The 20,141-nt window shown below is 36.8% G+C and carries 20 protein-coding genes; 9 read left to right on the plus strand and 11 right to left on the minus strand.

Going from position 1 to position 20,141, the window contains the following annotated elements; translation table 11 throughout:
• Positions 1-5 precede the first annotated feature (5 nt).
• Positions 6-986 (plus strand): lipoyl synthase, encoded by a 981-nt coding sequence (lipA, locus tag D1094_RS15770; RefSeq protein ID WP_118961068.1) that lies wholly within the window; start codon positions 6-8, stop codon positions 984-986.
• A 147-nt stretch (positions 987-1,133) separates the two neighbouring features.
• On the opposite strand, the gene D1094_RS15775 is transcribed toward lipA, so the two are convergent.
• Positions 1,134-2,972, minus strand: a complete 1,839-nt coding sequence (locus D1094_RS15775; protein WP_118961069.1) for a protein kinase domain-containing protein — start codon at positions 2,970-2,972, stop codon at positions 1,134-1,136.
• 119 nt (positions 2,973-3,091) lie between these two features.
• Positions 3,092-4,690, minus strand: a complete 1,599-nt coding sequence (locus tag D1094_RS15780; RefSeq protein ID WP_118961070.1) for a sigma 54-interacting transcriptional regulator — start codon at positions 4,688-4,690, stop codon at positions 3,092-3,094.
• A gap of 425 nt (positions 4,691-5,115) precedes the next feature.
• Here D1094_RS15780 and megL point away from each other — a divergent pair, with 425 nt between their 5' ends.
• Positions 5,116-6,381, plus strand: coding sequence for a methionine gamma-lyase (gene megL / locus D1094_RS15785; RefSeq protein ID WP_118961071.1), 1,266 nt, complete (start codon positions 5,116-5,118; stop codon positions 6,379-6,381).
• 109 nt (positions 6,382-6,490) lie between these two features.
• Here megL and D1094_RS15790 read toward each other — a convergent pair whose 3' ends face one another.
• The 3 genes from D1094_RS15790 to D1094_RS15800 form a co-directional block, all read right to left on the minus strand.
• Positions 6,491-6,961, minus strand: a complete 471-nt coding sequence (locus tag D1094_RS15790; RefSeq protein WP_118961072.1) for an HIT domain-containing protein — start codon at positions 6,959-6,961, stop codon at positions 6,491-6,493.
• Between the two features lie 4 nt (positions 6,962-6,965).
• Positions 6,966-7,898: a ribosome biogenesis GTPase YlqF gene (gene ylqF, locus D1094_RS15795; protein WP_118961073.1), complete on the minus strand. Its 933-nt coding sequence runs from the start codon at positions 7,896-7,898 to the stop codon at positions 6,966-6,968.
• A gap of 80 nt (positions 7,899-7,978) precedes the next feature.
• The gene (locus D1094_RS15800; RefSeq protein WP_259337984.1) at positions 7,979-8,905 is read right to left on the minus strand and encodes an AraC family transcriptional regulator; all 927 of its coding nucleotides are present in this window, start codon (positions 8,903-8,905) and stop codon (positions 7,979-7,981) included.
• Positions 8,906-9,065: 160 nt separating this feature from the next.
• Between D1094_RS15800 and D1094_RS15805 the strand changes: the two genes are divergently transcribed.
• The 5 genes from D1094_RS15805 (at position 9,066) to D1094_RS15825 (ending at position 13,251) form a co-directional block, all read left to right on the plus strand.
• Positions 9,066-10,586 carry an aldehyde dehydrogenase family protein gene (locus tag D1094_RS15805; RefSeq protein ID WP_118961074.1) on the plus strand — a complete coding sequence of 507 codons (1,521 nt, stop codon included), beginning with the start codon at positions 9,066-9,068 and terminating at the stop codon, positions 10,584-10,586.
• 128 nt (positions 10,587-10,714) lie between these two features.
• Positions 10,715-11,506: a ribonuclease H family protein gene (locus D1094_RS15810; protein WP_118961075.1), complete on the plus strand. Its 792-nt coding sequence runs from the start codon at positions 10,715-10,717 to the stop codon at positions 11,504-11,506.
• Positions 11,507-11,508: 2 nt separating this feature from the next.
• Positions 11,509-12,777: an MFS transporter gene (locus D1094_RS15815; RefSeq protein ID WP_118961076.1), complete on the plus strand. Its 1,269-nt coding sequence runs from the start codon at positions 11,509-11,511 to the stop codon at positions 12,775-12,777.
• Positions 12,778-12,788: 11 nt separating this feature from the next.
• Positions 12,789-13,025, plus strand: coding sequence for a hypothetical protein (locus D1094_RS15820; RefSeq protein WP_118961077.1), 237 nt, complete (start codon positions 12,789-12,791; stop codon positions 13,023-13,025).
• Between the two features lie 31 nt (positions 13,026-13,056).
• Positions 13,057-13,251 (plus strand): hypothetical protein, encoded by a 195-nt coding sequence (locus tag D1094_RS15825; protein ID WP_259337985.1) that lies wholly within the window; start codon positions 13,057-13,059, stop codon positions 13,249-13,251.
• 41 nt (positions 13,252-13,292) lie between these two features.
• Here the strand turns inward: D1094_RS15825 and D1094_RS15830 are convergent, their stop codons facing one another.
• The 6 genes from D1094_RS15830 to D1094_RS15855 form a co-directional block, all read right to left on the minus strand.
• The gene (locus tag D1094_RS15830; RefSeq protein WP_118961079.1) at positions 13,293-13,637 is read right to left on the minus strand and encodes a YajD family HNH nuclease; all 345 of its coding nucleotides are present in this window, start codon (positions 13,635-13,637) and stop codon (positions 13,293-13,295) included.
• A 73-nt stretch (positions 13,638-13,710) separates the two neighbouring features.
• Complete coding sequence (locus D1094_RS15835) at positions 13,711-14,121, minus strand: acyl-CoA thioesterase (RefSeq protein WP_118961080.1); 411 nt, start codon at positions 14,119-14,121, stop codon at positions 13,711-13,713.
• A 108-nt stretch (positions 14,122-14,229) separates the two neighbouring features.
• Positions 14,230-14,871 carry a DUF1707 domain-containing protein gene (locus D1094_RS15840; RefSeq protein WP_118961081.1) on the minus strand — a complete coding sequence of 214 codons (642 nt, stop codon included), beginning with the start codon at positions 14,869-14,871 and terminating at the stop codon, positions 14,230-14,232.
• A 240-nt stretch (positions 14,872-15,111) separates the two neighbouring features.
• Positions 15,112-15,705: a sugar O-acetyltransferase gene (locus D1094_RS15845; RefSeq protein WP_118961082.1), complete on the minus strand. Its 594-nt coding sequence runs from the start codon at positions 15,703-15,705 to the stop codon at positions 15,112-15,114.
• A gap of 39 nt (positions 15,706-15,744) precedes the next feature.
• Entirely contained in the window at positions 15,745-16,317 is a 573-nt protein-coding gene (locus tag D1094_RS15850) for a tRNA-(ms[2]io[6]A)-hydroxylase (protein WP_118961083.1), read from the minus strand.
• A 96-nt stretch (positions 16,318-16,413) separates the two neighbouring features.
• Complete coding sequence (locus D1094_RS15855) at positions 16,414-17,067, minus strand: sulfotransferase (RefSeq protein WP_404851491.1); 654 nt, start codon at positions 17,065-17,067, stop codon at positions 16,414-16,416.
• Positions 17,068-17,199: 132 nt separating this feature from the next.
• Here D1094_RS15855 and D1094_RS15860 point away from each other — a divergent pair, with 132 nt between their 5' ends.
• Positions 17,200-19,065, plus strand: coding sequence for a bifunctional acetyl-CoA hydrolase/transferase family protein/GNAT family N-acetyltransferase (locus D1094_RS15860; protein ID WP_118961084.1), 1,866 nt, complete (start codon positions 17,200-17,202; stop codon positions 19,063-19,065).
• 23 nt (positions 19,066-19,088) lie between these two features.
• The gene (locus D1094_RS15865; RefSeq protein ID WP_118961085.1) at positions 19,089-20,024 is read left to right on the plus strand and encodes a histone deacetylase family protein; all 936 of its coding nucleotides are present in this window, start codon (positions 19,089-19,091) and stop codon (positions 20,022-20,024) included.
• Positions 20,025-20,141 lie beyond the last annotated feature (117 nt).

Below are 20,141 nucleotides of genomic sequence, written 5' to 3' on the forward strand. Positions count from 1 at the left end.
TCATAATGAGCAATTCTACGACTAAAAACCCCGTTAAGATTGAGCCAGGCACAAAGTTACGCGATGCTGATAAATTAGCTCATATCCCTATTAAAGTGGTGAGTTCTACACGTGAAAACACCTTACGTAAACCGAGTTGGTTACGTATTAAATTACCTAAAAGTAGTGAACGTATAGACAACATAAAAAACTCTTTACGTAAACATGAGCTACATTCCGTTTGTGAAGAAGCCTCATGCCCTAACCTTTCAGAATGTTTCAACCATGGCACAGCAACATTTATGATTTTAGGTGATATCTGTACTCGTCGTTGTCCATTTTGTGATGTTGGACATGGTCGTCCATTAGCGCCAAACCCTGATGAAGCAAAAAAGTTAGCGTTAAGCTTACAAGACATGAAATTGAAGTATGTGGTAATTACCTCTGTAGATCGTGATGATCTTCGTGATGGTGGTGCTCAACAATTTGCTAATTGTGTTAAAGAAATCAACGAAAAATCACCAAACACTAAAATTGAAATTTTAGTACCCGATTTTCGTGGCAGAATGGATAAAGCACTAGAAATACTTAATCAAAATCCTCCTCATGTGTTTAACCACAATATGGAGACTGCACCTCGTTTGTATGTCAAAGCAAGACCTGGTGCTAACTATCAATGGTCACTCGATTTATTGAAAAAATTTGGTGAAGCTAACCCAGACGTACCAACAAAATCAGGTTTAATGGTTGGTTTAGGTGAAACTAACGAAGAAATCCTGCAAGTAATGCAAGATTTACGTGACCATGGCGTAACCATGTTAACCATTGGTCAATACTTACAACCTAGTAAAGATCATTTGCCAGTAGAACGTTATGTTCACCCTGATGATTTTGATATGTTCCAAAAAGAAGCAATGAAAATGGGCTTCGAACACGCAGCATGTGGTCCACTAGTTCGCTCTTCTTATCATGCCGATAAGCAAGCAGCAGGTGAAGAAGTTAAATAAGCACATACCTGTGCGATAAAGCCTTTTTAAAAGGCTTTATCATCGATAAAGCCTTTTAAAATCAAGAGCAAAGAACAAAAGTCGCTAAGCGGTCAATTTTAAAACAATCTACTTTTTAAACGATTAGCTTTCTAAACAATTAGTTTTCTAAACAATCACTTTAGGGTTTTTTGGATAATACCTCTCAGGTAAGCTACTGATGTGTTCAAAAAAGCGAGTATCTTTATATGGAAATTTCATAAACCCTGAAATACCTAAACCATTAATCGTTGGTAATAAAGCAAGTAATTCTTTTAAGCATTGACCAAATTCTTCTTGTTTCTCATGGTTTAGTAACCGTAAATAACTATGTATTTTTAAATGGTTAGGCAACACTTCAAAAATAATACAACCAGTATGATGTATTAAGTTTAGCCTTGCTAATACTGCCATCATTTCATCAGGTAAATAGAGGTATTCATCGGGATCTTTACCATCTTCAAAATATGAATGTAAACGTGTTTCATCATCAAGTTCTGGCACATCACTCACTTCAAAAGGAATATATTGCCCTTCTTTTGCAATAAATGGTTTAGCGCGTTTTTTACGCTCAACATGTAAGGTGTTTCTTGCATTAAATAGACAGCTTTTAATAACACCAATTCTAAAAATTCCTTGCGCCAAGCTGACCATATTATTCACCGCGCTTTCAAAAGAGTCTTTTAAGCTGGGATCAAACAAACTCAAGTTTGAGTCAATATAAACACCGTCTTTCTCCCAGCGTATAGCCAAACCGCCAACGACAGGAAAGTTACCCAACCGACTTAAAGCGGCAATAAATGCTTTTTCGTTATCACCCATGCCCATTAAATAGTTTTTATAATATTTATCTAATTGTGCATCATCAATATTAGTTAATTGCTCTTTATCCGTAGACTCCCTTAAAAAAGACTTTCTTGAGCCATAAACAACAGTATCAATCTCCTCTCCTTTGGGTTTAATCCACACTGGAATTTTAGCAGGGCTTACATGCTGCGTAGGGGTTTTCGCTAACACTAATTGTCGTAATAAGTGGAGGTTATTAAAAAAATAATCGCCTGCTTGTGCACGTTGTTTTTCATCATCACTAAGCATCGCTGATAATATTTGCGCCAGCATTTTCGGCAACCCTAATGAGTTAGGTGTGATAACTTTTACGCCATAACGACATGACTGCCCTGACGCTAACGCATATAAAGTTGCTGCTAAACCTTGCTCATCAAACCGGGGCGATGATAAGCCACCATCAAGCTGTTCAGGACCAATAAAATACACATCGCCAAGGCGAGCATTACTATGTTGCAAATCACTACTCATTAAATCCATAACATTATTACTGGTGCTTTGCTTATCTACATCTAGTTGAGCAGTAACAGAAGAGCCCCAGTCAATTAATTGCACTTGCCCTGTTTCTTCTTCATAAACAATATTAGAAGGCTTGATATCACCGTGAACGATAGGCTTTTGTTGAATGTGATTTTTCGGTTCGCGAAGGTACACTAAAATATCAGCAAGCTGTAAAGCAATACTAATAATAAGTTCCGTAGGTAAAGGACCAACTCGATGCGACAACTGCTCTAGATCGATACCTGGCGCTCTGGTCATTTGCAAAATAGACTGACGTTTTATTTTTTGATAATCAATCACTTTTGGGATTTTAGGATGACTTAATTGCCCTTGTAATTCTGCTTCTTCAGCCAATCTATCTTGCACATGTTGCGGTAAATTAATTCTTGAAAATTTAAAAACTACATGATGAAGATCCCCCAGCAAATCAGGCTTAGTTGCTGAAAAAACAAAGCCGTAAGCTCCTTTGCCTAATAGCGCAACCTGTTGATAACCTAATTGTTTCAATTGCTGCTGACATAACTCAACCCATCGTTTTAATTTTGTTGCGTCTTTATGACTTAACAAGTAGATGGATTGCTCTTCAGCAATATAGAAATGTTGTAATTTTTTTGTGCTCACAAGCGTTATTATTTGTTAAACCGATTTGCTTCTTTATATTCTCATAACCTACCGACAAATATAGTAAACCACAAGCAATAACTCCTTGTTATTAGACATTACTAAAGTATGCAAACGGCTTATTTTATTTGATGTTCTCGTAACTTCATTGCAACTTTATTATGCGAAACCTCTAATCGCTCTGCGAGTTTTCGTGTCGTTGGATATAACGGGTATAGTTGCTTTAACAATTCTCGCTCAAATTCAGCCTGTGCTGTAGCCCAGTTTTGTTCTTCTGTCATGTTCGTTGTTGCTTTATAACCCGCTTGCAAGACTTTATCTAACTCCACTTTTAAGTTACTGGCACTAATAGTCCCACCTTTGTTTAAAGCAACTACACTAAAGAGCACATTTTGTAGTTGACGTATATTTCCTGGCCAAGCATATTGTTTCAATAATGAAATAGCGTCTGGTGTTAACTCAATAGTCATTGTGTCATTGGTGTGAGAACGCCCTACTTGTTTTATCGCATTTTGAATAAAAAAGTTAGCCAGTAGCGGGATATCAGAGACTCTATCACGCAATGCAGGTAAATTAAGGTTTAACACATTTAACCGATAAAAAAGATCTTCACGAAACTCTTGCTTTGATATTAGCTGTGCTAAATTTTGATGAGTAGCACTGATAATTCTAACATTGGCTTTTAACTCTTTAGTGCCGCCAACACGTCGATAAGTAAAGTCTTCCAAAAACCTTAATAGCTTAGCTTGCAAGTAACTCGACATTTCAGCAATTTCATCTAAAAATAAACTACCGCCATCAGCAAGTTCAATTAACCCTGGCTTTCCGCCCTTTTGCGCTCCTGTAAAAGCTCCGCTGGCATAACCAAATAATTCACTTTCTAATAAATGTTCAGGTAATGCCGCACAGTTAACCGCTAAAAAGGGGGCTTTTTCTCTTGGGCTCGCGTGGTGTATTGCTCTAGCGATTAACTCTTTACCTGTACCCGTTTCTCCGTTAATTAGCACTGGCAATGTTAATTCAGAAAAACGTTTACCTTGCTCTTTAATCACATTAATCGCACTAGAGTGACCAATAATGTTGTTAAAATCATGTTGCTGATGAGACTGCATCAATGATATTTGACGGCCCAATGTGTTCATAGTTCTCAGTACAACCACAGCGCCAGAAACTTGCTCAATAGCTTTCTTTTGCTCATTAACTCTAGAGGAGAAAACCGGTGTAATATCTGCTAAATAGCCTTTGCCATTAATAGTCACTGCATGACTACTTGCGTCTTTCGTAAAAAATGACTCATGCAATTGCTTTAAAAAATCTGTTAAGGGCTTACCAATATACTCAACCTGCTCAAGTTGGTTCATATTTGAAATATCTTGATGGTGGGCAATGAGAGTCTTGGTTGCCTGATTAATGGCTAAGATATTTCCCTGTTTATCAACATCAATTATTGGTTCAGGTATTTTATCTAACAATGCCTGTAAATGGTTTTCCCTTTGCTCACTTGGCATTAAAGGAATTTTAGTAACATTAATAATTCCATCAACAGAGCTAAGACATTGCTCTAAATACGCCAGCGATAAATTATCATGTTCAAGGTGGGCGTAGGTAAAACAACTGGTTATCTCAACAGCTTTTAAGTTCCATGTTTGTTTAGCAAATAACGATAGAATTTCTTGAGATATACCAAGCCTATCCGTCGATTCAATGGCTACTTTCATATTAACCTCTTCCCTATTTCTGTCTCAGTTAAAGTAGACGTGTACCAATAATATTACTAAGTAATATTTTTATTACAGCTATAATACCCTATTATCGTTAGCATTAAAGAGATTAAAATGAAATATTACAATTAACGCACCAACCTGTAATATAATTAGTACAAAAATATCTTACCAAATCTTCTTAAACTGAAAAATAAAAACAATTAACCTTAAAAAACAATAATTTATAAACATGGCAACATAATTGCTCTACTTGCTCTTAATTACATTATTAAATTAACCGTTAGTCCTAGTACGCTTAGTTTGCACATTAAATACTTGCAAACAATATCAAGCCAAAAGTACATAAGTTAATCAGTAAACTAAACAGAATAACTCAATCAAAAACAATAAAAATCATCAACTTACGCAAGAGAACTTTTATGACTAAATATACCAGCAAGCACATTGAAACTAATGCTATTCATGCAGGAAGAATTAATGATGAACAATTTGGTTCATTAGCGACTCCTTTATATCAAACCTCAACATTTATATTTGATGATGCTCAACAAGGTGGAGATAGGTTTGCCGGTGAAAGTGAAGGCTATATTTACACTAGGTTAGGAAACCCTACAACTCGACAGCTAGAAAAACGTGTCGCAGCCATGGAAGGAATGGATGATGCTGCTGCAACAGCAACAGGGATGGCTGCGGTTTCTGCGGCATTACTGACTAACCTTCAGTCAGGCGATCATATGATTTCATCAAAAGCTGTTTACGGCTGCTCATATGCACTTATGAGCCATATGCTGAAAAAATTCAATATTGAAGTTAGCTTTGTTGATATGACCAACCCAGAAAATATAAGCGCGGCAGTAAAAGAAAATACTAAGCTTATCTTTCTAGAAACCCCGATTAACCCAAACCTTGTTGTACTCGATTTAGCAAGTATCTGTTCTATCGCTAAAAAGCATAATTTACTCTCAGTTGTTGACAACACCTTTTTAACGCCAGTGCTTCAACAGCCAGTGAAATTTGGTGCCGATATTGTCATTCATAGTGCTACTAAATATCTAAATGGTCATGGTGATGTTGTGGCAGGTATTGTTTGCAGTAGCTTTGAGATGATCAATGAAATCAAAATGACCGCCTTAAAAGATATAGGCGGTACAATTAGCCCGCATGATGCTTGGCTTATTATGCGTGGTTTGAAAACATTACCAATACGCATGGATCGCCATTGCAGCAACGCGCAAACTGTTGCTGAATTTTTAGAAAGCCACCCTAATGTTGCAACGGTGTATTACCCAGGTTTAAAAAGTCACCCAGGAAACAAGTTTATAGGTGAGCAAATGAAAGCAGCGGGTGGTGTTATTGCGTTTGAGCTTAATACTGATTTAACAGGTGGCAGTGATTTTATTAACCGAATGAACTTGTTTTCTATCGCAGTTAGTTTAGGTGATGCAGAATCGTTAATACAACATCCTGCTTCGATGACACATTCCCCCTATACACCAGAAGAACGCCAAGATGCAGGGATAAGTGATAGCTTAATTCGTATTTCAGTGGGTCTTGAAAATGTTGAAGACTTAGTGACAGACTTGAAGCAGTCTCTTGATTTAATTAAAGTAAAAGCAGTATTTAATGTAAAAACGCCTTCATCTGTAGATACTGACAGCAGCAAACAAACAGTTGATACATTGTAATACCAATCCGTATGAAAAAGCTCAGCTACTGAGAAGCTGAGCTTTGTCTAGTTAACCTCTACCTTAAAATCGCGCTAAACTGTTACTTATTACCTATTACCTATAACGTTTAACTGGCAATAATAACGGATAATCCTGGTAATAACTTTTCTTTAAGTGTGGCTAATTCAGCATCACTGTATGGTTTTAGCGGTAGTTGTCCCCAAATAGGCTTTGGCCATGAAACATCTGTTGTATAACGAACAACATGATGAACATGTAACTGTTCAACAACATTACCCAGCGCTGCAACATTCATTTTATCGCCGTTAAATACTTGCATCAGCAACTCGCTAATTAAGCTTGACTCATTTTGCAGTTGCTGCTGCTGTTGCCAGTTTAATTGATAGGCATCTTTTATATTATTGACCTTAGGCACCAATATAAACCAAGGGTACTGACTATCGTTGCATAATAGTAATTTAGATAACGGTAATTCAGCTATTGTTATACAGTCTTGCTGTAATTGTGCGTGTAAAATAAAATCATCATCTATCAGTAACTCTTGCTCGTCATTCTGTTCAATGGTTGAATCTGTCATCTTATTACCTTTTATTTTTACGTCCCCTGCCGCGTGCTAATTTTTTAGCTTCTCGTGCAGCAATACGTTTTTCTTCCAGTTCAGCGAAGTGAATGTTTTCTTTATTAATCATTTCTGGTAATTCAAATGACAATGCACCTAACGTCTTGTCTCGGATTTCATTAATTAAGATCACCGACGCTTTATGTAAATCAACTCTGCCACCACTTTTAACACAGCCTCTTACGCGACCTAGCGCTTCAATTAACTCTTCTTCATGTTCTGGTAGCTCTTTAAGCTTGTAACGTTCTAGTAAACGTTCAGGGTATATCTCTAACAAATATTCAGCAGCAAAATACGCTATTTCATCATGGTCAAATGCGGTATCTTTTACAGCCCCAGAAACAGCTAAGCGATAACCACTATTTTCATTGGCTATTTTTGGCCAAAGCATTCCTGGTGTATCAAATAAATATAGCCCTTCTTCTAACCTGATCCTTTGCTGTCCTTTAGTTACGGCAGGCTCGTTACCTACTTTCGCTTTCGCTTTACCAACCAAAGTATTGATCAATGTTGATTTACCAACGTTTGGAATACCCATGATCACGGCATTTATTTGTTTACCTGGCTCATCTTTATTCGGCACTAACTTACGAATTAAAGTAGGAATAGTTTTCGCAATACTTGGATTCTCTGTCGTTAACGCAATGGCTTTAACATTGTGTTGTGATTCTAAATAATCTAACCAAACTTGAGTAATTTTAGGATCAGCTAAATCACTTTTATTTAAAATTTTAATTAGCGGTTTATCACCGCGTATTTCGGTGATCATCGGGTTTTCACTACTGAAAGGGAGTCGCGCGTCACATACTTCAATTACCACGTCAATTTGCGGTAATATTTCTTTAATTTCTTTTTGCGCTTTATGCATGTGGCCTGGAAACCAGTTAATCGCCATGATATTCCTAATGAACAAAGGGAGAGTTGGCGCAATTTTAGCGTTAAAAAGCACAAAAATAAATAACTCTATTACGTTGGCTAACTATTGAGCTGCCTTATTTTATATTGGCTAGGGCTATAACCGTAAAATAGCTTAAAGCAGCGACTAAAGTGACTTGTATTTATAAAACCTAATTCAAAGCAGCATTGTGTTACTGTTTTGCCAGCCTTTAACAAGTTTGCCGCTTTATATAAACGCCTTTGCTGCTGAAAGGCAATTGGGCTACACCCCATGTGCTGCTTAAAGTCATTAAAAAACTTAGTTCTACTCATGCAAGCTAAGCGTGCTAAAAAATCAATATCAAGATGTTCACTTAGATGTTGCTCTATATAATTAACTACGGCACTCAAGCCATTAATTTCAGGCTCTTTTTGACAGAACGATAATAGAAATTCTCGAGTTTGATGATGTAATAAGCGTATAACCAGTTCAGAAACAGCTAATGAAATCATCGCACTACGCTCACTATGATTCTCGCCATATATTTGCACAATACGATTTAAAACCGCTTGTGTTTGAGTATTGTGGTGTGTATGAACAAGGTTATGCTGATATTGCCAATGACCAAAAGTTTGATCGAGTGATTGCTGCGCATTAAGTGAGTCAGCAACTTGGTTTACCCTATCTTTAGAGATCTCAATCGCTAAACAGGTTGTCGGTTGAGATAACTTTGCTGTTGGAAAGTCTATTTCAACTTGGCTATTGGGAGTCATAATAAATGACTCGTGCGGCAGGAAATCACTGTCGAAATTTTCTGTATTACTGTGCATGACTTTTTTACCTGTCACCATGGCGCAAAACAATAACTGATCCGATTTCAACTGAACTCTATCGGCTTTTTGGTAAGTATCATAAATACTTAACTCTGATTCAGGGCCCGCAAAGCTTATTTTATTTTCAACTAAAACTTGAGGAGTATTTCTCGTTTTATCAATAACCTGAGTAATCATACTTATGTCTTCCATGGAGGTTGATTCACTTTCTGAACTAGCAGACAAGTATTTTGAATTTACAGCACAGTTAAAAGAACAGTAATTGTCTAAGGTTAACTTTGTTGCCTTAAACCAACTAAAAAATAACCAATAAAAAAGAAAAATTCAACGAAAATTGTATTGAGGAAGGATTATGATTTATACCACGCCAGGTACAGAAGGTGCTGTAATTAACTTTAAAACACGCTATCAAAACTTTATTGGTGGCCAATGGGTAGAGCCACAAAATGGAAAGTATTTCGACAATGTAAGCCCTGTAAATGGCAAACCGTTTTGTCAAATACCACAATCAGACAGGCAAGATATTGAGCTAGCATTAGACGCCGCCCATAAAGCTAAAGATGCATGGGGGACGACTTCTGTTACCGAGCGTTCAAATATATTATTAAAAATTGCCGATCGAATTGAACAAAACCTAGAACTACTCGCAGTAGCCGAAACATGGGATAACGGTAAAGCCGTTCGTGAAACCTTAGCAGCAGATGTACCTTTAGCAGTCGATCATTTTCGATATTTTGCAGGTTGTTTACGTGCGCAAGAAGGCTCAATTGGTGAAATAGATGAAATGACTGTTTCTTATCACTACCATGAACCATTGGGTGTGGTTGGACAAATTATTCCTTGGAACTTCCCTTTGCTGATGGCTGCATGGAAACTTGCACCAGCATTAGCGGCAGGCAATTGTATTGTATTAAAACCCGCTGAACAAACGCCAGCGTCAATACTTATTTTAATGGAACTTATTGAAGACTTACTACCTGCAGGTGTGCTAAACATTGTAAACGGCTTTGGTGCTGAAGCAGGTCAAGCACTTGCCACCAGTAAACGTATTGCCAAAATAGCTTTTACCGGTTCAACGCCTGTCGGATCTCATATTTTAAAATGCGCTGCTGAAAATATAATACCGTCTACAGTCGAGCTAGGAGGAAAATCTCCAAACATTTTCTTTAATGATGTTCTTGAGCAAGAAGATGAATATTTAAGTAAATGCATCGAAGGAGCAGTACTGGCTTACTTTAACCAAGGTGAAGTATGTACCTGCCCATCTCGTTTACTTATTCAAGAAGACGCCTATCCCAAATTTATTGAAATGGTTATTGAACGAACAAAAGCCATTAAACGTGGTAACCCCTTAGATACCGATACTATGGTGGGGGCACAAGCGTCACAAGAGCAATTTGATAAGATACTTTCATACATTGATATTGGTAAAAAAGAAGGCGCGCAATTATTAATGGGCGGCGATGTTGAGCAAGTTAGCGCTGAATTTAATAGCGGCTTTTATATTCAACCCACCTTATTAAAAGGTGATAATGACATGCGGGTGTTCCAAGAAGAGATTTTTGGCCCTGTTATTTCGGTTACTACTTTTAAGGATGAAGCCCATGCTCTTGAAATAGCGAACAGTTCGGAGTTTGGTTTAGGTGCAGGAGTTTGGACTAGAGATACCAATCTTGCCTATAGAATGGGAAGAAAAATACAAGCAGGTAGAGTTTGGACTAATTGCTATCATATGTACCCTGCTCATGCTGCTTTTGGCGGCTATAAAAAATCGGGTGTTGGTCGAGAAACACACAAAATGGCACTTGAGCACTATCAACAAACCAAAAACGTATTAACGAGTTATGATGTAAACCCATTAGGATTTTTTTAGCTGACTTAACATCACGTTGATATACTAAAACGCGAGAAGGCATTGTCTTACTCGCGTTTTTTCTGGCTAAACCATTCAGAATTGATGATAATAAAAATTCTTTTTGTTTAGAGTAATCATTAGTTTTCATGAGTAAAAAATTTTACGTCGTTTGGAAAGGCGCCAAAACAGGCATTTTCACTAGTTGGCCAGAAGTTCAAAAGTATACCGCTGGGCGATCTGATGCCCAATTCATGGGGTTTGAATCAAAGCAAGCCGCTGAATCTGCTTTTGCTTCAACTTATACTAAAGCATTAATGCAACGTTCATTACAAAATGGCGGCGCTAAGAAAGCTCCAGCTAAGAAAGCCATGGCAAAAGCAACACAAGATAATGTCGCTGCTGATATTGAAATTTATTGTGATGGCGCATGTTCACCAAATCCTGGAAAATCAGGTACGGGGTTAGCCGTTTATGAAAGATCTAATAATACATTATCTTTAACGGCACTATATTATGGCTTATACCAAGAAATGGGCACCAATAATACTGCCGAATTAAATGGTTTATTATCTGCTTTTAAACTAACTCAACACATTTTAAATAACGCTTCAACACCAAAGAAAGTGATGATTTTATCTGATTCAAAATACTCAATTGATTGCATCACTAAGTGGGCAAAAGGTTGGCAAGCAAAAGGTTGGACTCGAGGTAAAGGCGAAGAGATTAAAAACCTTGAAACAATTAAAACCTGCTACACCTTATACCAAAAATTGAAAAGTAACATCAGTATTGCTCATGTTAAAGGTCATGCTGATATAGAGGGAAATGAGCTTTCTGATCGTATGGCAGTACTCGCTAGAAAAGAGAAACAAGTTAAGCTCACACCCTATACTGGCGAACTCAACATTAAAAAAATTCTCGCTATGGAATCAGGTTAACCGTGCTAAGTTATATATTTATCGTTTTAGCATTACTGCTATGCACATCATTACTGTTAACAAAAATATTCAGCTTACCGCGCAATATTAGCTTACTCTTTATTGCGCAGCCTCTTGTTGGATGTTCAGCCCCTATTATTGTTTTTATTGGCGGTATTTTATCTAGCCAGATGGCTAGTGATCCTTCTATGGCAACCTTACCCATTACCTTAATGATTCTTGGTGTGGCATCAGCCTCTATTCCTGCTGCTATGTTAGCAAAACGAAAAGGCAGAAAGTTTGCCATTTTAACCGGGTTGAGTTGCTCTTTAAGCGCCGCTTTTTTAGCTGCCTTAGCCGCTTATCAACTTAACTTTACATTATTTGCGATCGCCAGCTTAATGTTTGGTATCGGTGGTGCTTTCACTCATCAACTACGTTTCGCTGCAATTGAAAGTAGCGCTAGCAGCAATGATATTCCCAAAGTATTGTCTATATTAATGTTAAGCGGTGTATTCGCAGCATTTCTGGGCCCTGAAACCGCGGTAGCGGCTAAAGAATGGATAGCATCGCCTCATGGCTATGTAGGCTCATTCTTACTCCTTGCATTGCTTATTTCCTCTGCCATGCTACTAATAACTTTCTTCAAAAACCCAAGCATTAACCATGAAGAAACCACTGGCGAAGCTAGACCATTATCTGCCATTCTTAGCCAACCAATTTTTATAGTGTCAATATGTTCAGCGACTATCGGTTATGCGTTGATGAGCTATTTAATGACGGCGACTCCATTAAGCATGCACCATATGCAAGGACACAGCTTGCACGATACAAAATGGGTTATCCAAAGCCATATTGCTGCCATGTATATTCCCTCATTATTTGCACCTTGGTTAATTAAGAAATTCGCGCTGAAAGGTATCTTAGTTCTTGGAACATTAATCTACAGTGTTGTAGCAATAGTTGCTCTTTCGGGGCAGCATGTTATGCATTATTGGTGGGCACTAATGCTGCTAGGGGTTGGTTGGAATTTTTTATTCTTAACTGGAACCTCACTGCTTCCGCAAAGTTATCAAGCCACTGAAAGGCATAAAGTACAAGCAACAAATGATTTTATTCTTTTTGGTTTTCAAGCACTAGCTTCACTGATGGCAGGTTGGGTTTTGTTTAGTGCTGGCTGGCAATGGGTTGTATTATCTAGCCTACCCTTTATTATTATTCTATATTTTGTTGCTGGCTATTACTGTTTTAGTAAATCAACACAAATGACAAATAAACCCACTCACAATTAAAGGAGTAAATTATGAGCAATGGCGTGATGGTTATTGTTTTGGTATCTGTTATTTTTGGTGTGCTTTATGAAATGTATAAAAAGCATTTAGAATTTAAAAGCAAAACACTTAAATATAATCAAAATAATGATGAGCATAACAACGAATTAAAGCACCAAGTAGCGCAATTAACAAAACGAGTGCAAACGCTAGAAAAAATTGTGACTGATGAAGGGTATCAAGTCCAAAAAGATATCAACAACTTATAGCAATAAAAGCCATTATTCTATGAAGCTTATAATGAAGACAGCGTTTGATAACCTCAGGTTGAGTCCATTTCATAGTTATGAAACAGACACTAATGGTGATAAACAAGTCGTTAAGATTTACTGTGGTGAATTACTCATTGCGAAAAAAGTAAAATTAAAAAAGTCTATTCGTTATTTCGGTGTGAAAAATTACCAAGAATATTTATCACCAGAGACAAGCGAATAAAAAGATCTACCTTTCTTAGGGCGGATTAACCTTTGTTGATACTACTTTTTCAGCATTGATTTTAGATCGGCAAACGGGTTATACGTAGCAGTATCTTGATTGGTTTCACCCGCTTTGACTTCTGTTTGGTATTGAGCATGTTCAGTATATTTAGCATGCTCATTATCATGACAATAAATACACAATAACTCCCAGTTACTGCCATCATTAGGGTTATTAGTATGATCATGATCCATATGATGAACCGTTAGCTCTTTAATATTTGAATACTCAAACTCACGGGCACAACGGCCACAAACCCACGGAAATAATTTTAATGCGCGGTCACGATAACCTTTTTCTTGTTGCTTGTAGTGGGCACTCGTGCCAAAACGATCTGAAGACATATGCTAACTTTACATTCTTAAAAATTGTAGTGTATTGCTAAGCCATTTAGATAGCAATAAGTGCTAAAGATAATTAATCATCCAATGTATTAATTTCACTCTCTGTTTGCTTAGATAATAAAGCCATTGTTTTGCCATGAGGTATGGGTAGGCGGGTTTTTGGATCAACTTGGACAAAAACAATATCATCAGCTAGACAAATTGTTTTTTTCGTGGCTTTATTTCTAACTAAGCAAGTAATCGTAATTGAAGTTCTACCTACTTTTTTTGTTTCTAAACCAAACTCAACTACATCACCTTGTAACGCTGCCGATTCAAAACTAATTTCGCCAATGTGTTTAGTTACTAAGCAATTCGTTTCTAATTTACAAATGGCATAAATAGCCGCTTCTTCGTCAATCCACTCTAATGCTCTGCCTCCAAATAAAGAGTTGGCATAGTTCAAATCATTTGGCATAACGAGTCGTCTAGAAAGAAAGCGCATAATAAACCTTTATTAATAATAAATTAATGTAATAACCTGAGCTTAGGTTATGAAGTTCTATTATAGCAACCTACATTTTTAGAGCCAATACTCTAGCTCTAAATATATTTACGAAAACATCTTCTTCAAGCTATCAGCAAACTCAACAAATTTTTCTTTCATGCTTCGCTTAATTTCAATATCAACACCGCTGAATATTGATAGCCCTTCAATAATAATTGTCGGTGCATTGGTGTTTGCGTTAGTGGCTACCTCATTATCAATGCTACCAAAAATACAAAAAGCCTTTGATATAACATTTACATTTTCAGGCACATAAATATTGTCGCCACTAAATAAGCTAAATATTTTTATGCGTACAATATCCTGACAAAATTGTGCATGTGTTAAATCTATTTCTGTGCCACTGAATATACTAAAATACCTTAACTCTTTTGGAAGTTTAAACGCTCCTGAACGAGTGCTGCCGCTAAAGATATTGATCATATAATCTACATCTTCAGTCTCTTCTTGTCTGAAGTTGGGCGTCATATCTTGCTTCTTACTTTCAACAAATGCTTTATCAACTGCTAGCGGTAAATCTTGAGTTAACTCTTTAAGCTCCTTATTGCATTGAAATTCCATCGCTTGGTCTAAACGTCTTTCAAAGGCTTGATAAGATAACTCGCCATGACTGTAGTTCATAATTAATTGATCGATCACTTCACTACGTACTGTTTCTACAGGTCTATCTTCAAGAATAACTGACATTGATAATTCCTTTTTAAAAATATTAATAAATTAACTCTCTAGAGCCTATAAGAATAAGCAAACAACACACCAAAAATTAAAAACCATTATTAACAACAAGTTAGCAATATAGTATATGTAGTATTTCGTTAAAATAACAAAAAAATAGTTTTTTTAACCAGAAAGAAATGGCTATTTATTTAACTTTTATCAAGGTAAACAAAGAAAAGAAGTAAAAGAGAAGCCATTTGATAGGATGAGCTAAAGGGTGCGAATTTTAACCGCAGGGTTTCCTGCATAAAAAGAGTTAGCATCTACGTTTTTAGTAACGACACTGCCTGCACCAATGACGCTATTTTCTCCAATGGTAACGCCAGCAAGTACAATAACACCAGCACTTAACCAGACATTCTTTTGTAGGGTAATCCCTTGTGCATAATTGTACTTATGTAATTCTCTTTGCTTAGGAGCCATATCATGACTTACCGCTAAAAGCTGAACATTGGGTCCTATTAAACAATCATCGCCAATAATAATGGCGCCACTATCTTCTTTCTCTTCTTTCTCTTCTTTGTCTTCTTCGCTTAATGGCTGTTCTAGCTCGCTAATATTATTACTGTCGATGAAGATACAATTTGTATTAATGAAAACCCTATCACCCAAGTAAATATTTTCAGCATAGTCACAATGAAAACCTGCTTCAATGTATACCTGTTCTCCACATTGACTAAACAATGATTTTAACCGCTTTAAATTACCTTTACTTGGGCTTTTACTAAAGAGCCGACATACTTCATGCACAGTTTTTCGCTGTGATCTTAACTCTGGAGTTAAACTGTCGAAGGCTCGTTTCATACGTTACCTATTTCGTTATCTTAAATTAAGCATTATTTGTTAATGTAAGGCACCAGTAAAAGGTAAGCTTGCACAAATTTCGCCTTCAGCAATTAAAAGCTCTTCTAAACGGTTATCCACTTCTTCTTTATCGAAATACTCGTATGAAAGTTCTACAAAAAGGTTTTTATGTTTCTCTTCAGATTTAGCGATAGCCATGTAAAAATCTTTATCTTTACCTTCAGGTAAGGCTTTTGACACTAAATAAAAACGCTCATAACCTCTTGCTTCAATAACTGCGGCTACTAACAATCGATCAAGAAAAAATTCATTTCGACCATTTCTACATTGTGCTCGAATCTGCTTGATGTAACTATCTTTGGTATCGTCTCTTAATTTAACGTCACGCGCAGTTAACAATTTTAAAACTTGTTTAAAATGAATTAACTCTTCAATCGCTAAGTCTGTCATCGCTCGCACTAATTTGGTTCTATCTTGGTAATGAGATAACAAAGAAACAGCCATCACTGAAGCTTTTTTCTCAGCCGCAGCGTGATCTTGTAAAAAGAAATCAAAATTAGCCAGTACTGCTTCAGTCCAACCGTGTGGCGTATCAAATTTTAAATCAAACATAATTATCTAAATAAAGAAGAAAAGAGCTGAATTTTACCTATAAATAGTCCGCTTAAAAAGTAATTTTTATGTGCTTAACTATTATTTTACCCTTTGTTATTCAAAGAGCACTTTGTCCACTCTGCCATTGGTAGTTGATTCTATCTTTAGAGGGTGCTTAATCTCTTGCCAAGCTCTAACTTTTCCAGCGATATTAATTTTAAAAAAATCATTTTTTTCAGAGTGCTCAGGCTTAATACCTAGAAAAGCTAACAACTTATTAAAACTTGCCTTTTCACTGATATTTATTGATAAAAGATCGGATTCTCTACCTGAAAAATATTGTACTACTTCATTATAATGGCGATTATAACAATCCAATAAAAAGTCATCACTTTCGATATTTTCAAGAGTAAGTGGCGAGAATACCTCATTATAACAACGTTTCATTATTGGGTTATAACCACCATCTTCACGTTGTAAATTAGTATACATACGTTGCAATAGTTGCTTTATTGAAGGCACCCAAAGTTTAGCTTCGCGTTCAAGGTATATAAATTTACTACCTGGAAATTTAGCATCTATTGTTTGGTAATCACAAAAAATAGGCGTGTCAGCGATAACTTGTGCTTGTTGAAAAGAGGCTTGTGTAAATGTGGTATGTGCGGTTTTAAAGCCTAGTTCTAACATAGCCAAACAGATGCTTGTTGTTGACGTACGAGGTAAACCAATAATAAAGATTTTTCCTTGAAAAGGGGAAGATATAGACAATGTAATTCACTACTTAAGCGGATAATAAAAAACTGATTATAAACCTTAGTCTAATTGACACAAATCAAAAACTGCTTAAATTGGTAAGCCATACTAAAGCTAATAATGATTAGCAATTTGTTAAGGCAACTTATGACCATAGAATATCAAGAGTATGACAACATAAAGTGGGAAAAGTATTTAAAGTCAGGCAACAGAATATTTATTGGCTCAGGCGCCGCTGTACCTAATGCTTTAATTGATAATTTAATTGAAAACAGTGAAAAATTTCATGATATAGAAACCGTACATATTCTGACTTTATCAGAGAATGTTTGGGCAAAGCCTGAACATAAAGATTTATTCAAAGTGAATAGCTTATTTATTGGTGGCAAAAACATTCGCGAAGCAATCGCTGAAGGCCGTGGCGATTACACACCTTGTTTTATTTCTGATGTTCCTCGTTTATTTAACGAAAATAGCCTACCACTTGATGTTGCTTTAATTATGGTAAGCCCGCCTGACGAATATGGATACTGCTCTTTAGGTGTCAGTGTCGATATTGTTTCTGCTGCAGTTAAATCAGCAAAATACGTTATCGCACAAATAAACCCAAAAATGCCAAGAACCAATGGCCACAGCTTTGTTCATTTAAATCAAATAACTGCATGGATGAATGTTGAACAAACATTACCGCAATTTATTCCACCTGAAGTTGATAGACGGACAGAACAAATTGGTCAGTATGTTTCAATGTTGGTCGAAAATGGTTCAACCTTACAAATTGGTATAGGTAAAATACCTGAAGCGGTTTTACGTTATTTAGCCAACCATAAAGATCTTGGCATTCACAGTGAAATGATTTCTGATGGTGTTATTGATTTAATGCTTAAAGGAGTCATTAACAACCGTAAGAAAACGTATCATAAAGGGAAAGCGGTTGTTACCTATTGTATAGGCAGTCAAAAAGTCTATGACTTTGTCGATGGCAATCCTCACATAGAGTTCTACCCGTCAGAACACATTAATTCACCTGCTAAAATCGCTAAAAATGACAATATGGTATCTATCAACAGCGCCATTGAGGTTGATTTAACAGGTCAAGTTGTCTCAGATTCTATTGGTTATCAATTTTATAGCGGTATAGGTGGTCAAGTTGATTTTGTTCGAGGTGCTTCGCTAAGCCATGGAGGTAAAGCTATAATTGCACTGCCCTCCACCACAAAAGACGGTAAAATATCTCGAATAGTTCCACATATTACTGAAGGTGGGGGTGTCGTTACCTCAAGAGGTCATGTTGCCTATGTTGTTACTGAGTTTGGTATTGCTTCTTTGCAAGGCAAGAGTATTAGAGAACGAGCACTAGAGTTAATTCGTATTTCACACCCTAAATTTAGGGATAAATTATTAGCAGATGTTCGTAAACAGTATTGGGTGCCTGAATATCAAGAAAGCTCGCCAAGCTCTGTACCTGAACTTGGCGCAGTTGAGATGAAAAAGTTTACTTTCAAAGAGGTTAACTATACCTTACGTCCCTTAGCGCCTGCAGATGAAAGAAAGCTACAAGAGTTTTTTTATTCTCATAATAAAGAAACACTTATCATGAGGTATAATCATCACGTCACGCAAATGACAAGAGAGAAATCATGTAACCTTGTCAGTGTCAATCAACACAGCGACTTAGCGCTTTGCTTCACCAAAAAAGATTATTTAGGTGAAGTAATACAAGCAGTAGCGCGTTATTATTTTATTGAAAGCACTAATTCAGGTGAAGTAGCCTTTGTCATCAAAGAAAGTTTACGAGGCATGGGAATGGCTAGCACTTTACTGGGTGAAATGATTGCCATCGCCAAAATTAGAAAACTTGATAGTTTAGTGGCTTGTGTAAGAAGAGATAATGCTTCAATGCTAAAAGTATTTGAAAAAGCGGGTTTTATCAGACAACCTAGCGACGACTTTGATGAAGTGAGTTTAAAATTACCTTTAACAGCTGATGACGATTCATCATCAGCTAATTAAAAACAAAAAGTAAGAGAGTATTTATGCCCGTTGGAATTATAGGTCACTATCGCTGTGGTGAACATGACATGGGTGAGCATCACCCTGAAAATGGCAAACGCCTAACGGCAATATCAGATCAGCTGATCCGTAGTGGTTTAGACTATGTTGTTCGCCAATTTGATGCTAACCCCATTGATAAGTCTTTATTTACGCTTGCACATACTCAAGAGTACGTCGATTCTGTTATAGATAATGCCCCCGATGAAGGTACATTTGTTGTGGGTGAAGACACAGTGATGAATGCCAAAACATTACCAGCAATATTACTTTCAGCGGGTGCTGCCATTGATGCAGTAGATCTTATTATGGACGGTACATTAAGCTCCGCTTTTTGTGCCACTAGACCACCAGGTCATCATGCAGAACATGATAAAGGCATGGGCTTTTGTTTTTTTAATAACGTTGCTGTAGCTGCGGCTTATGCTAAAAAAAAGTACCAATTAAAACGCGTCGCTATTGTTGATTTTGATGTCCATCACGGAAATGGCACAGAAGACATAGTAAGAAACAAGTTTAAGGATGATTCAGGTTACTTATTCTGCTCTAGTTATCAGTATCCTTTCTATCCTTTTGAGATGCAAGAAAGTGATACCCCGCCTATAATCAATACCCCGCTAGCTGCAACAACCAAAGGGGCAGATTTTAGAAAAGCCATTTCTGAACATTGGCTACCAGCCCTGAAAAAGTTTAAACCCGATATTATTTTTATTTCAGCAGGATTTGATGCGCATATAGAAGACGACATGTCACAGGTGAGCTTAACAGAAGCTGATTATCGTTGGGTCACAGATGAGTTAAAAACAATCGCCAATGAATACTCTCAAGGGAGAATAGTGTCTGTGCTTGAAGGCGGATACTCCCTCAGTGCTCTGGGTCGCAGTGTTGTTGCTCATATCAATGGTTTAATTGGTAATTAAAGCGTATCAACAACAACAACTCGAATTATGCTTTTTTAGACGACAATTAAATTATTTAAATATGAAGTTAGACTAATTCAATAGGTGGATGTATGCTCATAACTACCACTTGTTGAA

Source organism: Colwellia sp. RSH04 (assembly GCF_003545765.1).
Lineage (GTDB): Bacteria > Pseudomonadota > Gammaproteobacteria > Enterobacterales > Alteromonadaceae > Colwellia.